The organism is Arthrobacter sp. Soil_C_60, from assembly GCF_057656375.1.
In genome coordinates this window covers 35809-50367 of sequence record NZ_JBDGKM010000013.1, presented here as the reverse complement: position 1 = coordinate 50367, position 14559 = coordinate 35809, and the positions used below count along the sequence as shown (strand labels likewise).

Annotated in this window: 13 protein-coding genes; 10 read left to right on the top strand and 3 right to left on the bottom strand. The window is 66.5% G+C overall.

What is annotated here, in order from left to right:
- Positions 1–57: 57 nt before the first annotated feature.
- Both AC3A4M_RS20285 and AC3A4M_RS20280 read right to left on the bottom strand, forming a co-directional pair.
- Positions 58–561 carry a hypothetical protein gene (locus AC3A4M_RS20285; RefSeq protein ID WP_498738099.1) on the bottom strand — a complete coding sequence of 168 codons (504 nt, stop codon included), beginning with the start codon at positions 559–561 and terminating at the stop codon, positions 58–60.
- Between the two features lie 68 nt (positions 562–629).
- On the bottom strand, positions 630–875 hold the full coding sequence (locus AC3A4M_RS20280; RefSeq protein WP_498738097.1) for a heavy-metal-associated domain-containing protein: 246 nt from the start codon (positions 873–875) through the stop codon (positions 630–632).
- A gap of 134 nt (positions 876–1009) precedes the next feature.
- On the opposite strand from AC3A4M_RS20280, the gene AC3A4M_RS20275 reads away from it, so the two are divergent.
- The 4 genes from AC3A4M_RS20275 (at position 1010) to AC3A4M_RS20260 (ending at position 6749) form a co-directional block, all read left to right on the top strand.
- Entirely contained in the window at positions 1010–3754 is a 2745-nt protein-coding gene (locus AC3A4M_RS20275; protein ID WP_498738096.1) for an AAA family ATPase, read from the top strand.
- 86 nt (positions 3755–3840) lie between these two features.
- On the top strand, positions 3841–4347 hold the full coding sequence (locus AC3A4M_RS20270; RefSeq protein ID WP_498738094.1) for a DUF6010 family protein: 507 nt from the start codon (positions 3841–3843) through the stop codon (positions 4345–4347).
- Positions 4348–4421: 74 nt separating this feature from the next.
- The gene (locus tag AC3A4M_RS20265) at positions 4422–5735 is read left to right on the top strand and encodes an MFS transporter (RefSeq protein WP_498738092.1); all 1314 of its coding nucleotides are present in this window, start codon (positions 4422–4424) and stop codon (positions 5733–5735) included.
- Between the two features lie 54 nt (positions 5736–5789).
- Complete coding sequence (locus AC3A4M_RS20260) at positions 5790–6749, top strand: formylglycine-generating enzyme family protein (RefSeq protein WP_498738091.1); 960 nt, start codon at positions 5790–5792, stop codon at positions 6747–6749.
- Between the two features lie 66 nt (positions 6750–6815).
- On the opposite strand, the gene AC3A4M_RS20255 is transcribed toward AC3A4M_RS20260, so the two are convergent.
- On the bottom strand, positions 6816–7445 hold the full coding sequence (locus tag AC3A4M_RS20255; RefSeq protein ID WP_498738089.1) for a TetR/AcrR family transcriptional regulator: 630 nt from the start codon (positions 7443–7445) through the stop codon (positions 6816–6818).
- Positions 7446–7626: 181 nt separating this feature from the next.
- Between AC3A4M_RS20255 and AC3A4M_RS20250 the strand changes: the two genes are divergently transcribed.
- The 6 genes from AC3A4M_RS20250 (at position 7627) to AC3A4M_RS20225 (ending at position 14422) form a co-directional block, all read left to right on the top strand.
- Positions 7627–9348, top strand: a complete 1722-nt coding sequence (locus tag AC3A4M_RS20250) for an amidohydrolase (protein ID WP_498738087.1) — start codon at positions 7627–7629, stop codon at positions 9346–9348.
- 60 nt (positions 9349–9408) lie between these two features.
- Positions 9409–10398: an ABC transporter substrate-binding protein gene (locus tag AC3A4M_RS20245; RefSeq protein ID WP_498738085.1), complete on the top strand. Its 990-nt coding sequence runs from the start codon at positions 9409–9411 to the stop codon at positions 10396–10398.
- A gap of 25 nt (positions 10399–10423) precedes the next feature.
- Positions 10424–11197, top strand: coding sequence for an ABC transporter permease (locus AC3A4M_RS20240; RefSeq protein WP_498738083.1), 774 nt, complete (start codon positions 10424–10426; stop codon positions 11195–11197).
- The gene (locus tag AC3A4M_RS20235) at positions 11197–11970 is read left to right on the top strand and encodes an ABC transporter permease (RefSeq protein ID WP_498738082.1); all 774 of its coding nucleotides are present in this window, start codon (positions 11197–11199) and stop codon (positions 11968–11970) included. The genes AC3A4M_RS20240 and AC3A4M_RS20235 overlap by 1 nt, the downstream gene beginning before the upstream one ends.
- 62 nt (positions 11971–12032) lie before the next feature.
- Positions 12033–12827: an ABC transporter ATP-binding protein gene (locus AC3A4M_RS20230; RefSeq protein WP_498738080.1), complete on the top strand. Its 795-nt coding sequence runs from the start codon at positions 12033–12035 to the stop codon at positions 12825–12827.
- On the top strand, positions 12824–14422 hold the full coding sequence (locus AC3A4M_RS20225; protein WP_498738078.1) for a sulfatase family protein: 1599 nt from the start codon (positions 12824–12826) through the stop codon (positions 14420–14422). Before AC3A4M_RS20230 ends, AC3A4M_RS20225 begins: the two co-directional genes overlap by 4 nt.
- Positions 14423–14559 lie beyond the last annotated feature (137 nt).

Genomic DNA, 14559 nt, shown 5'->3' with positions numbered 1-14559 from the left:
CGGGCCGCGGCTACTTCGGTAAGCAGCGGCAACCCGGCGAGGAAGCGGTAAGCCGGCTCAGGCGTGTTCGTGGGCGTGGTGCTCGTGGGTCTGGTCGGAGGAGTGCCGGCGGTGGTGCGCATGGTCCTGGGTGTATTCGTCCAGCCGCAGCAGCATCGCGAGGGCCATGGCCGGCAGCATCAGCAGGTGTCCGGCGGCCATCACGGTGTGGCCGTCGATCATGCCCATCCAAAGCGGGACAAAGAGCACGATGAACGGCAGGTACATGGCCGCGCCCATCTCGACAATCGGTGCCCAGCCGTGCCCGCGGAACTTCATCCACGCGCCCATGGCGACGGTCATGTTCGTCGCCATGACCAGGGAGGCGGCGTCCGGCCGGTCGAACACGGCGGAGACGCCGGCGGCGCCGGTCAGCCAGTTCCAGACGGGGCCCAGGATGACCATGCCGAGGATCATCGCGACCACCATTTCCAGATAGTGCCGGGTGAAAAGCCAGACACGCCTGCCGCGGCTGACTGTGGAGGTGCCGGTGGTGGAAGCGTGGAGTTCGGTGTTGTTCATTGTTCTGCTTTCGGAAAGTGTGTGGAGGTTGAGGAGGGAAGAGGGGACTAGCAAGAGGGGCGGGTGGGTCAGATGAGCGTGTAGCCGGCCTCGGTCACGGCGGCTGCGACGTCGTTGCGGGCCAGCGGACGCTGGCTTGCTACGGTGACGGCCCCCGAGGAGAGGTCAACGTCGACGCCGGTCACCGACGCCAGGCTGCCGATCTCCGTCTTGACCGCGGTCTCGCAATGCCCGCAGGACATGCCCGCTACCTGGTACGTGGTGCGGATCAGCTGGCCTTCGTCTGACTGGCTGCGGCGGAATCGGAGGGACATGGTTGCTCCTTGTCGAAGTGAGGTTTGACTTGTGGATTTCCGGTTTTCGGTATCTCGAGTTTCCGGCTCGGGGCAGGTACTTCGGACCGGTGAAACCACCGGGTTTTCCCAACTGCCGTTGGTAGAATCGTGCGGTGATCCAGGGGAGGGCGCGGGAGCGCGCGGTCATTGCGGGGCTGATCGAAGAAGCCCGCACTTCACGGGGCAACGCCCTCGTCATCCACGGCCTGCCGGGCGTGGGCAAATCGACGCTGCTCACCGACGCCGTGGCCGGGGCCGAAGGCCTGCGCGTGCTGCGGACCCGGGGCATCGAGTCCGAATCCCCGCTGGCCTTCGCGGCGCTGCACCGGCTGCTGCGCCCGGTCATGTCCTACACAGACCGGCTCCCCGAACCGCAGGCCCACGCGCTCAAGGCCGCCTTCGGCGAAATCGCCACGGAGAGCGTGGACCGGTTCCTGATCTTCCTCGCCGCACTGAGCCTGCTGGCCGAGGCCGCCGAGCACCAGCCTGTGCTGGCCGTTGTCGACGACGCGCAGTGGCTGGACGACGTCTCCGCCGCGGCGCTGCTGTTTGTGGCGCGCCGGCTCGACGCGGAACGGGTTGCCGTCCTGTTTGCCGCCCGCGACGGCGACGAGCGCCAGTTCGACTACGGCGACCTACCGGCCCTGGCGCTCGCGGGCGTTGACGAACAGACCGCCTCCGAACTGCTGGCCGAGCATTCCGGCGTCGTTGTTCCGGCCGAAGTCACCGGCGAACTGGTGCGAAGCACTGCCGGCAACCCGCTGGCACTGGTGGAGCTGGCCGGGTCCTTGTCGCCCGAACAGCTGGCCGGGACCTCGGGGCTGCCGCACCATCTGCCGCTCACAGCCGGCGTGGAGCGCGCTTTTCTGGACCGCTGCCGACGCCTGCCCGAGCACGCGCAAACCTGGCTCCTCGTGGCAGCGGCGGACGACGCCGGGCAGCTCGCCACTGTGCGGCAGGCTGCGAAATCCCTCGGCGCCGGCGATGATGCGCTGGATGCGGTGGAACAATCCGGGCTGCTGAAGGTCGAGGACGGCAAGCTGAAGCTGCGCCATCCGCTGGTGCGCTCGGCCGTGTACGGCGCCGCCACGGCTTATCGGCGCAGGCAGGCTCATGCTGCCCTGGCGCAGGTGCTTGCCGAAGAGCGCAGTCCTGACCGCAGGGTCTGGCACTTGGCAGCGGCGGCGGAGGACGACGACGAAGCGGTGGCCGCCGAACTGGACCAAGTGGCGGAAAGGGCGCGCAGCCGCGGCGGGCACGAGGCCGCCAGCGCTGCCTGGGAACGCGCCGCGGAACTGACCCTTGACCCCGAAGCCAAGGCCCGGCGTTTGTATGAGGCAGCCGGGAGCGCGTGGCTCGCAGGCCAGGCCGCCCGCGCCCGGACCCTCAGCGACGCCGCCGTCGCCCTGGCCGGAAGCCCTGGCCTCCGCGCAGACGCCGTCCGCCGCCGGGCCCGGATCGAGTGGAACACCGGATCCCTCGAGCTGGGCCACCACATGATCCTGCAGGGCGCCCGCGATGTCGCCCAAGCGGACCCGGTGCGGGCGCGCGAAATGGCCATGTTCGCCGCCGCGCTCGCCTCCTTCGGCGGTGACTCCGGCATCGGGATCACTCCCGTCGATGTCGCGGTCCCTCCGGACCCCGGCGCACCGGCCCGGGAGCACAGCTTCTGGCACCTGCTGGTGGGCCTGCACCACGTTTCCCGCGGCGAGATGGAGCAAGGCACGCCGGTGCTCAGGGCGGCCTTCGCCGACGATGCGTCGCTGGAGAACGCGGACCAGGACCTGCTGCCCAACCTCGGCATCGCCGCCCTGCATTTGGGCGATGACGAGGCCTCGCTGAAGTACCACAACCTGCTGCTGGCCCGGGCACGCGGCACCGGCGCGCTGATCATGGTGCTCTACTCGCTGACCCGGCGCAGCATCACGGATGTGGCTACCGGTAACTGGGACGGGGCCCGGGCTGGCGCGGCCGAAGCCCTGCAACTGGCCAACGGCATCGGGCAGCCAGGCCTGACCGCCTCACCGCTGACGCTGCTCGCCCTGCTCGATGCCTTCCAGAACGACGACGGCTACGCGCGTGATCTGGCAGCGGCCGAGGACGTTGCGGCGAACCATCCGCTGGGCATCGTCGCCGGCCTGACCCACGACTTACGGCTGTGGGCCAAAGCCGTCCACAGCGGCCAGCCCGACGCCGCCTACCACCATCTGGCCCAGCTGGAGCTGCCGCTGACGCGCAGGCTGGCCGCCATCGACTTCTTCGAGTCCGCCGTCGCGGCCGGACATCAGGACGAGGCCGCCAGCCGGCTGGCTGATCTCGAGGAGTTTGCCGCAGCTACGGGCAACGCCTGGGCAGCAGCCAGCACCGCGCACGGCCGCGCGCTGCTGGCCGACAACCCGGCCGACGCCGAAAAGCTCTACCAGCTGGCCCTGGAACACCATGCCTCGTCGCCGCGGGTGTTCGACCGTGCCCGGACCCACCTCGCTTACGGCCGGTTCCTGCGCCGCGAGCGCCGCCGGGTCGATGCCCGCGCCCAGCTGCAGGCCGCCCTGGAATCTTTCGCGGACCTCGGCGCCGACCGCTGGGAGGAGCTCGCCGGACAGGAACTGCGCGCTTCCGGCAAGACGGCCCGCAAGCGCGATCCGTCCACGGCGGCAACGCTGACCCCGCAGGAACTTCAGGTCGCCGGCCTGGTCCAGCAGGGCATGACCAACCGCGACGTCGCCGCCCGGCTCTTTCTCAGCCCGCGCACCATCGACTTCCACCTCCGCAACGTGTACGCCAAGCTCGGTATCAGTACCCGCGCCGAACTGATGCGCCAGCACCTCGGCCGCACCCCCGCCGTCGTTGGTAGTTAGCAGTTGGTAGTTAGTCGCAGTTACCGGTGCCAAACCCGGCAATTTCACCGGTCCGAGCAAACCCGCGCACCGGTAGTTTTCCTGCCATGACTACTTCAACCCTCATCGGCAATTATCTGTTGGGCGGCGCCATCAACGCCGTGCTCCTGGTGGCCATCGCGTTCCTGCTGTCGCGGTTCGTGAAGGACGCCGCCGGGCGGTCCCTGCTCGCCATCTTCCTGATTATCGCGGGCGGAGCCTACCTCGGATTCGCCATCGTGGGCCAGGCCAGCGGGCCGTGGGCCCTCGCGGAACTCCTGCAGGCCCTCGGGCTCGGCGCGCTGGGCATCATCGGCCTGCGCCGCTCGCCCTACTGGCTCGCCGCGGGCTGGGCGCTGCATCCAATCTGGGACGTCCCGCTCCACTACTTCGGCGGCGGGCACGAGTTTGCGCCCGAGAGCTGGGCCATCGCCTGCGTGAGCTTCGACTGGATCGTGGCGCTGTACATCGTCGCCGCCTACCGGCAGAACGGCGAAAGCCGGTTCAAGTTCCGCGAGAGTATGGTTCGGCCCGAACCGGTTCTGCCGATTCAAGCCGGAGCCAAATCCCGCTAACCCCAAACAACGACGGCGGAGCCCGGGTGAGTTTTATGACTCGCCCGGGCTACGGCGTTGGCTAGGGTTAGCTGGTGACTAACTACTTCCAGCGCAAGCCCTGGCGCGGCCGGATCGGGGCTCTGCTGGGCATCCTGATCATGGCCCTGAGCCTGCGCGCTGCCGTCTCCGTGGTGCCGCCGCTGCTCGGTTCGGTCAGCCCGGAGCTCGGTTTCGATGCCGCCACCATCGGCCTGCTGGCGATGCTGCCGCCGCTGATCTTCGCCGCCGGCGGCCTGGGGACGCCCATCCTGATCCGGTGGCTGGGCCTGGAAAAGGTCCTCGCCCTCGCGGTGCTGCTGGCCGTCGCGGGACAGGTGGGGCGCGCCTTCATGGGTGAGGTGTGGCCGTTCCTGGGCCTCTCCGCCGTCGTCATGGCCGGCTACGGCATGGGCAATGTTGTGCTGCCGCCGCTGGTGAAGAAGTACTTCCCGGACAGAATGGGTGCGGTCACGGCCGGCTATGTCACGCTGCTCGCGGTGGGCACCGCGGCCAGTCCGCAGCTGGCCGTGCCCGTAGCGGACCTTGCCGGTTGGCGCGTCTCGATCGGCGTCTGGGCCTCGATCAGCGCGCTGGTCCTGGTCCCGTGGGCAGCCCAGTTGCTGCATGACCGGCGGGCAAAACGCGAGAAGAACGACGCCGCCGCCGCGGCCGCCGACACAAGTCCCGCCTCGACGTCCGCTTCGAGCTCGGTGAAGATGCCGCCGGCCAAGCCCACCCTGGAGCATCTGAATCCCTGGCGCTCGCCGGTCGCCTGGGGCCTGGCGATCTTCCTCGCCGGCAATTCTGCGCAAACCTACGTCTACTTCACTTGGTTGCCGCCCTACCTGACCGGGCAGAACGTGGACGCGGCAGTAGCCGGGTCGGCTCTGGCATACTTCGCGATCCTCGGGCTGCCGGTCAGCCTGCTGGTACCGCTGATCGTGCCCCGCATGCGCAACCCGATCATCGCCATCAGCATCTTCGCGGCGTGCTGGGCCGGCGGACACCTGGGCCTGTTCCTCGCGCCGATGGACGGGACCTGGTGGTGGATCACCCTCGCCGGCCTGGGCCAGGGCACCTTCGCCACCGCGCTGCTGATGATGAACCTGCGCTCGCGGACCACCCACGGCGCCTCCGTGCTCGCCGGCTTCAGCCAGGGCATCGGCTATGCTGGCGCCGGCATAGCCCCGCTGCTGTTCGGTGTCGTCCAGGAGGCCACCGGCAGCTGGAACGCCTCCTTCGCCATGCTCGGCGTCTGCCTGCTGGTCATGATGGCCGGAGCCGTGATGATCAACCGCCCTCGGTACATCGAGGATGTCGCGCAACCTGCCGAGACCCCCGAACCGGCCACGGACCCTGCCCGCTAGGAGCGCCGGCACGGTACCTTTTAAAACAAACCTGGCAATGGGGAAGGAGCTTCTGTGTCTTGTTGCGGCAGCCCATCGCGGCCAGCCCTCAGTAACCGTGTGCACGACGCGGCGTCCGGCGCGGCCGAGGAAGGCATCGAGAGTGCCGGACGGCCAGCGAGTGCGGGGCGCCGCGAGGTGCTGCTGCCAGCGGGAAGCTTTCGGATGGGGGACAACTTCGGCGAGGGGTACCCCGCCGACGGAGAAACTCCAGTTCACGACGTCGCGCTGGACGCCTTCAGGATCGATGCGACTGCGGTGACCAACGCGGAGTTCGCCGGGTTTGTCCAGGCCACAGGCTACCGAACGGAGTCGGAGCGCTTCGGCACCTCCGCTGTCTTCCATCTCCAGGTCCAAGCCAAGCCGGAGGACGTACTGGGCGACGTGGCAGGGGCACAGTGGTGGCTGAACGTCCGCGGGGCGGATTGGGCACATCCCACTGGCCCGCTCTCCAGTTGGGAGGACTTGCCGGACCATCCCGTAGTGCAGGTTTCGTGGAACGACGCCGAGGCCTACTGCAAGTGGACCGGCCGGCGGCTGCCTACCGAAGCCGAGTGGGAGTACGCCGCCCGCGGCGGGCTGGAGGGGAAGCGCTACGCCTGGGGGGATGAGCTGGTTGGGCCGGCCGGAGAACACTTCTGCAATATCTGGCAGGGCGAGTTCCCGCGCGTCAACTCGCTTGATGACGGCTACCTAGGCACGGCTCCGGTGCGAAGTTTCCCGCCTAACGGTTTCGGCTTGTACGAGGTCAGCGGCAACGTCTGGGAGTGGTGCAGCGACTGGTTTCTCCCGAAGTATTACCGCAATGCACCGGCGGCGAATCCGCAGGGCCCGACCATCGGGCGCGGCCGAGTGATGCGCGGCGGGTCCTTCCTCTGCCACGACTCGTACTGCCACCGCTATCGGGTCGCCGCCCGGAGTTCCAACAGCCCCGATTCAGCCAGCAGCAACTGCGGTTTCCGGACGGCAGCCTGAACTCACGCCTCAAGGAGGCTTAATCCCGGTCGCCGCGTCAGGATTGCCAGTGGTCTCGGACCGGACCTACTGTTTCCTGGCGTCCGGGGAGTAGGCGAAAGAACCGGCTACGCTCTCGGCAAGCATGTCAACCAGCGCTGCGGATCGTTCGGTGTCCGGGTCCGCCAGATGCTGCATGCTGATGCCATCGATGCCGGAAATGAACAGCCGCGCGGACAGTCCCAGATTGGCCGGAACTTCCTCATCCGCGTCGACTGCCGCGTTTTCGAACAGCTCACAGGTGGATTTAATCCAGCCCTCATACATAGACCGGTTCATGGCCAGCGCCCGGGGTTCTTCCTCAGCATCGACCCGGAAGCGGCGCAGCAGCAGTTCGAACGTTGTCACCTGTTCGTGCGGTTCGGCGAGCATGCGTTCCCACACACGCCGGGCATGAGCCCGCACCACAGCTTTCAACCCCGCACCTGCGACCGCCACCGGCGGGAGCGCCTGGGCGTAGTCGCGGCTGAGGTAGTAGTAGACCTCCTGCAGCAGTTCGTCCTTGCTCCTGAAGCAGTAGTGCAGCGAGGCCAGCGGAGCCTCCGCTTCTGCCGCAATCCGGCGGGTTGTCGCTGCAGCCAATCCATCGTGGGCGATCACTCTCGCCGCTGACCGGACAAACTGCAACCGCCGTTCAGCAGTGGGTACTCGGGCCAATGCATTCACCTCCAGTTAGGTAGAACCATCCTAGGCGGGAACCGGGCTGGCCTTGGATTTGCAGTGTTCGGGCAGGCTTCCCGAACGAATTAGGAATAATTTTAGAAAAAAGGTGGTCAAGTGACCAAGTCATACGACATACTATTCCAGTCGGTAACGCACATCACATTAGGAGCGTCGAATGGAGCAGCGGGCAACAGCCGCGGACCTGGTGGTCATCAACGCAACTGTGCCGGAAGGAGCACTTTGCAAGGGTTCCTCCGATGCTGCCAATGTGGCCGTTTCCGGCGGTCGGATCCAGTCGATCGGTGGGCAGGACGTGCTGGGGATGGTCGGCCCGGGTACGCGGATAATCGACGCCGACGGCGGCGCGGTACTCCCGGGGATCAACGATGCGCACCTGCACTTCATCGCCTCCTCCATGGTGCGCTTCGGGTATGTACGTGTCGGCAGCGATGCTGCGAGCCGGTGGGAGGAGGTCTGCCGCATCATCGAGCAGGCCCGGCCGGAGGCCGACGGCTGGATCAGGGCGCATGGCTGGGATGAACTGGTGTTGGGCCCCGGCGGCCCGGAACTGGTCCTTGATTGCAAGCCCGGAACACCGGTGGTGGTTTTCGACCAGACCGGCCACCAGCTCCTGGCGAACCGCGTGGCCCTGGAACTTGCCGGCATCACGGTCTCCACGCCAGCTCCCACAGGAGGTGTCATCGAACGGGCCGCGGACGGTTCGCCCACCGGCCGCCTGGTCGATGCGGCAATGGAACTGATGACCCGGGCGCTGCCAGCCCTGCCGGTCCCGGTCATGCGCGCTGCCGCCCTGAGGTTCCAGCGGGTCCTCCATGCCCAGGGCATCACTTCGCTGACTGAGCCGGGACTGGGGCCCGGCGCGGGCGGGCTGTTGGACGGCTCCTGCACCACGGCAGCACTGGACCTGCTGGGGGATCTGGCGCTCTCCGGGGAACTCACCCAGCGCATCAACATGCTGCTCCTCTTCGCAGGCACCGGCGGGATCAGCGCAGGCATGGTCCGCGAGGGCCTGGAATCCGGGCTGCACCGGACCTACACCGAGCGTGGCATTGACAGCAGGCAGCTGCGGATCGCCGGCGTGAAGGTCTTCGCGGACGGTACCCCACGCAGCGGAACGGCCTGGATGACCGAGCCCTATGGCCACGCCTGTACCCATGGCTCGATGGTGGTAGCCGGTAACACCGACGCCGAGCGTTCCGCCGAGCTGGACGAGATTGTCCGGCTTATCCACTCCGCAGGTCTGCAGGCGGGGATCCATGCCACCGGGGACGCCGCCACGGAGGCAGCCATGAACGCCGCCATCCGGGCGCAGGCAACCCAGCCGGGGGACAACCGGCATTACGTCATCCACGGCTCCTTTCCGTCCAATCAGTCGTTGGCCGGCCTGGCGGAACACGGCATCGGCTACAGCACCAACCCGATGATCCGGTCCGGCGGAGGCAGCTTGCTCGAGGGCATCCTGGGCCCAGAACGTTTCCGCCGCCACCAGCCGCTGCGCTCGGCCGCACGCCAAGGAGTCCGGTTCAACATTGCCTCGGATTCGCCGGTGACCACAACGGACTGGCGGCGGACCATATTGGCTGCGGTGACCCGCTCAACCGTCGACCACCCGGAACCCGTTGACGACGGCGAAGGCCTTGGTCTGGTCCAGGCACTGGCGGCGATGACCTCGCAGCCGGCCTGGCAGGACCACGCGGAACAGCTCAAGGGATCTCTGCGCCCTGGGCTGGTGGCGGACCTCTGCATTCTCGACGCGCCCTGGCCTGCCGATTCCGAACCGGATGCCCTGCTCGAACGCCATGTCGCTTGGACCATCAGCGGCGGACAGATTGTGCACGAACCTTCCATGGCACCGGCGGCCGGGCCCGCCCTGTAGCCGGACTAACTGCCACTGCAACTGCAACTTCGAAGAACCATCCTCAACCAAGGAGAACTCATGCGTATCAAGCTTCCCCTTGCCCTCGCCGCTACGGTGGCACTGGGCCTGACTGCCTGCGGCTCCGAGTCATCGCCACCGGCGGCCGACGGCGCCAACGAAACCACGCTGAAAGTCGGCACCATCGGCATCGCGGCCGATGCGGCCCTTCAGTCCGCCATTGACAAGGGCTATTTCGCCGAGGAAGGCCTCGACGTCGAAGTTTCCGTCGTCGCCAATCCTCCGGCAGGCATTGCCGCAGCCCAAAGCGGCCAGCTGGACCTGACCTACACCCCGTCGATTCCCATGCTCAATGCCAAGAGCCAAGGCGTGCCGCTGACTGTGGTGGCCGCCGCCGATGGCTACCCGGACGATGCGCTTGAGCAGGAAGACCTGAGCCAAGTAGATGACACAGGGCTCTACGTCGCAGTGGACAGCGGTATCGATTCGCCCAAGGATCTGGAGGGCAAGCGGGTATCCGTGCCAGCCCGCAAGGCACAGCTCGAAGTGACGGTCAGCCAATTGGTGAAGGACGACGGCGGCGACCCCGCCAAGGTGAACTGGATGGTGCTGGATCCGGCCTCCGCTCTGCAGTCGCTCAAAGACGACCGAATCGACGCAGCCTCGTTGGTCACGCCGTTCACCGGCCAGGCCGCCTCGGCCGGCAACACCCTCCTGGCCTCGCCCGGGGTCGAGTTCTTTGAAAAAGGTGCCATTGGCCTCTGGGTAGCGGGATCCGCGCAGGCAGAGTCCAAGCAGGACCAGCTGCTGGGCTTCCAGCGCGCCATCTATAAGGCCAACGCGTACGCCAACGACAACCTGGACGAGTCCCAGAAGCAGGCGGCCGAAATCACCGGGCTGGAACTCGAAGTCGTCAAAGCCGGCGCCACGCCGTTCTGGCCCGTGGAAGTGCGGCTGGAGGACGTCCAGCGGACCGCTGCCCGGATGGCCGCACTCGGATTCCTGACCGAGGAGCCGAAGCTGGACCAAAGCCTGTTCCTGTCCGAGTAGACCCGGCGGAAATTCTGGAGTAACCGTGAAAACACAAATCAAACCGGCCGCGGTGGGTGCGCTGGGGATTGCCGGGGCGCTGTTCCTGTGGCAGTACCTGGCCACGGGGCCGATGAACGGCAGCGCCCTGCCCACCCCGGGGCACGCCATCGCCGAGCTGGCCGCGCTGCTGGCCACCGGGACTTTCTGGGCGGATCTGTCCGACACGATCCTGATTGCCCTCGGCGGACTCGCAATTTCCGCCGTCGCCGGTGTTGCCGCCGGGCTGCTGATCGGCAGTTTCGCACCCGTGCGCTACGCGACCATGGCAGTGCTGGAGTTCCTGAAGCCCATTCCGCCGATTGTGGTGCTGCCCCTGGTGGTGCTGGTGCTGGGGCCGACGGCGCAGATGTCCTGGGTCCTGGTGGTCATCGGGTGTGCCCTGCCGATCGTGATGCAGACCGTCGCCGGAGTACACGACACCGACCCGGTAGCCCGGGACACCGCCCGTTCCTACGGCATGGGCCACGCCGAAATCCTGCTGCGCGTCACGCTGCCCGGTGCCATGCCCTTCATCGGTACCGCCATGCGCGTGGCTGCCCCAGCCGCACTGGTCGTGGCGGTCGTCGCCGGCCTGCTGGGCGGCGGGCCGGGGCTCGGCCAAAGCATCTATCAGGCGCAGGCCGCCGGCGATTTCCCGGTGCTGTACGCACTGGTATTGGTCCTGGGTTTATTGGGCCTGGTGTTCCAAGGCGCCACGCGGCTGGCCGAACGCCGGCTGCTCCATTGGCACGAGTCCTACCGGGAGGTGGTCCTGTGATGAAACGCAAGGCTTTGAATTGGTCCCTGGGCGTAGCGACCCCGGTGCTGCTGGTGGCCGCGTGGTGGGCGGCCTCGGCCAACTCGATGAACACTTTCTTCCCGCCACTGAGCGCCATCATGGTCCGTTTCCGCCAGCTCTGGTTGTTCGACCACTTCAGCTCCGACATCCTGCTCAGCCTGCGCAACCTGCTGCTGGGCTACGCTGTGGCGACCGTTGCCGGCGTCGTTATTGGCTTTGTCACCGCACTGGTGCCGGTTGCCCGGTGGGCGCTGGATCCTGTGATCCATTTCCTGCGCGGAATTCCGCCGGTGGCCTTGGTTCCGATCTTCATCTCGCTGATCGGTTTTGGGATCGAGATGCGGGTGGCCAGCATCGCGCTGGCGGCTCTGTTCCCGACCCTGATCGCCACGGTGGATGGGATCCGCAGCGTGGACACCACGCTGAAGGACGTCAGCTCGGTCTACCGGCTGTCGCGCGGCGAAAGGCTCGCGCAGGTTTATCTGCCGGCGGCCGGGCCCCAGATCGCCTCCGGTATGCAGGTCAGCCTGCAGGTGGCGTTCATCGTCATGATTGCCTCCGAGATGCTGGGCTCGTCCGAGGGCATCGGCGCGATGACTCTGCTGGCGCAGCAAAGCTTCATGATTCCGGACATGTGGGCCGGCATCCTGCTGCTCGGCGTGATCGGGTTCGGCGCGAACCTGGTCTTCGAACTGCTCAAGAACCGCATTCTGGCCTGGCACGCAGGCTCCCGACGATTGGCTAACTCATGACCGCGACTGCCCCTAACAGCTTCCGGCGCGCCGCAGGCCGGCACACCGTCCAGGAGGACCCGATGACCGTCCGCAACGCAGCTTCCGCGCTGCCCCGGCTCGAAGTTACAGCACTGTCCAAGACCTACGGCAGCGGCGCGTCCGCCAAGTGCGTGATCGAGGACCTGACCTTCACGGTGAACACCGGCGAAGTGGTGTGCATCGTAGGCCCGTCCGGCGTCGGCAAAACCACGCTGCTGAAGTGCCTGGCTGGGCTCCAGCCGGTCACCTCCGGAGCCGCCGCGATCGACGGGCGGCAAATCGACGGTCCGCCAGCCGAGATGGCCCTGGTCTTTCAGGATTACAGCCGTTCCCTGATGCCCTGGCTGACCGTCCGCAAGAACATCCGGCTGCCGCTGCGCCACCTGCGACTGCCGGCAGCCGAGCTGACCCAGCGCATCGACACCGCGCTCGACGCTGTGGGGCTGACGCATGCCGCTAGCCAGTATCCGTGGCAGCTTTCCGGCGGCATGCAGCAGCGGGTGGCCATCGCCCGGGCCCTGGCGTACCGGCCCGAAATCCTGATTATGGACGAACCGTTCGCGTCGGTGGATGCCCAGACCCGCTTCGAGCTGGAAGACCTGTGTCTGAAAATCCGCGATGACTTCGGTATGACGATCCTGGTGGTCACGCACGACATCGACGAGGCGGTGTACCTCTCCGACCGTGTGGTGGTGCTTGGCGCCAAGCCCGCCCGGGTGCTGGACGTGGTTGACATCGACCTGCCGGCGCCGCGGGACCAGATTTCCTCGCGTGCACTGAAGGAATTCGCGGACCAGCGCACCAACGTCCTGTCGATGATCCGGAAGCCCGCATGAACGGCGGGGAGACGCGGCGGCCCAACGTCCTGGTCATCATCGCCGATCAGTTGCGAGCCGACCATCTGGGATTCGCGGGCAACCAAGTGGTCCGGACTCCGCACCTGGACAGGCTTGCCGCCCAAAGCATGGTCTTCACCGAGGCAACCGTCACCAATCCCACGTGCATGCCCAACCGCGCCAGTCTGCTGACCGGCCGGTGGCCGTCAACACACGGCACCCGTTGCAACGGGATCACGATGGACCCGGACGCAAATAATTTGGTTAAGCAGTTGTCCTGCGGCGGGTACCTGACCCGGGCCGTAGGCAAACTTCACCACCAGAACATGGGTTGGGACTTTGAGCCCATCCAGCGAGCCGAGATCGAAGCCACAGACCCGCTGCTGCTGGATCCGCGGTCCTCCAATGCCCGCACGCAGTCCCGCCCGGAAGGCTGGGACCAGTGGGAAAATGCGGCGGCGCATGCGGCGGGCTTCCTTCCGCTCCCCGAGGGGTACTACGGCTACCAGCAGGTGGACCTGGTCATCGGGCACGGCGACCGTCCGGGTGGGCACTATGTGCACTGGGCACGTGAACGTGGGATCGACCCTGTGGCGGTCGGCGGTGCCGAGAACGCTCCCAAGCGTCTGGATACCTGGGATCAGGTGTACCAAACCGGCATCCCGGCAGAGCTGCATCCAAGCTCCTATGTGGGCGAACGCGCCGAGGCGCACTTGGCCGAATTCGCCGAATCTGCGGAACCTTTCTTCATGTTCGTCTCCTTCCCGGACCCGCACCATCCGTTTTCACCGCCGGAAGGGTACGCGGACATGTACTCACCGGATGAGGTGGAGCTGCCGATCGGGTTCTACCAGGACCATGCCAAGTCCCCGTCGCACATCCACCGGATGTTCGACCGCCGCGGCGAACCGAATGAAGACCCCACGATGACTTTCGCTGCCGATGAGGCGCAGTACCGCCAGGCCGCCGCTGCCCAGTACGGTTTGATCACGCTGATGGATGAGCAGATCGGCCGGATCCTGGCGGCACTCGATGACAACGGACTGGCCGAGGACACGATTGTTGTCTTCACCAGCGACCACGGCGACCTTTTCGGGGACCACGGTTTGATGCTGAAGCACTTCAGCCACTACCGGGCCGTCACCAACGTGCCCCTGACGATCAAGGTCCCCGGCATGAATCCGGGCAGCACCGATGCCTTGGTCTCCACCGCGGATCTGGCACCTACATTGATGGAGCTCACTGGAACGCACCTGTACAGGGGAATCCAAGGCACATCCCTAGTACCGTTGCTGGAGCGGAGTGCCGTCTCAGTTCGGGACGCCCTGATCATTGAGGAGGACCAGCCGTTTGGACTTCCCGGGCTGCCGGGCCCCGTTCGCACCCGCTCGGTGCTGACCAAAGCAGGACGCCTGACGCGGTACTTCGGCACCGACATCACCGAACTCTACGACCACCTGTTGGACCGCGAAGAGCTCCACAACGTTGCCGGAGAGGCCAAATTTAAGGACCTTGAGGATGTTCTGGCACTGGCGATGATGGAGGGGATGGCAGCATTAGCGGATACCGGAACGGCACCAACGGCAGCGGCCTGACCGCTTGCCGGTCGTGAGGACTTCCCACTCCTGTGTGCAGCGGTTTTGTGTTCCTACGTCTGCCTGAAATCAGCCGGTAGGGAAAGAGCGCTCTAAAACTAGCAATTTCCGATTTAGAAGCGGATGATAGCTATACC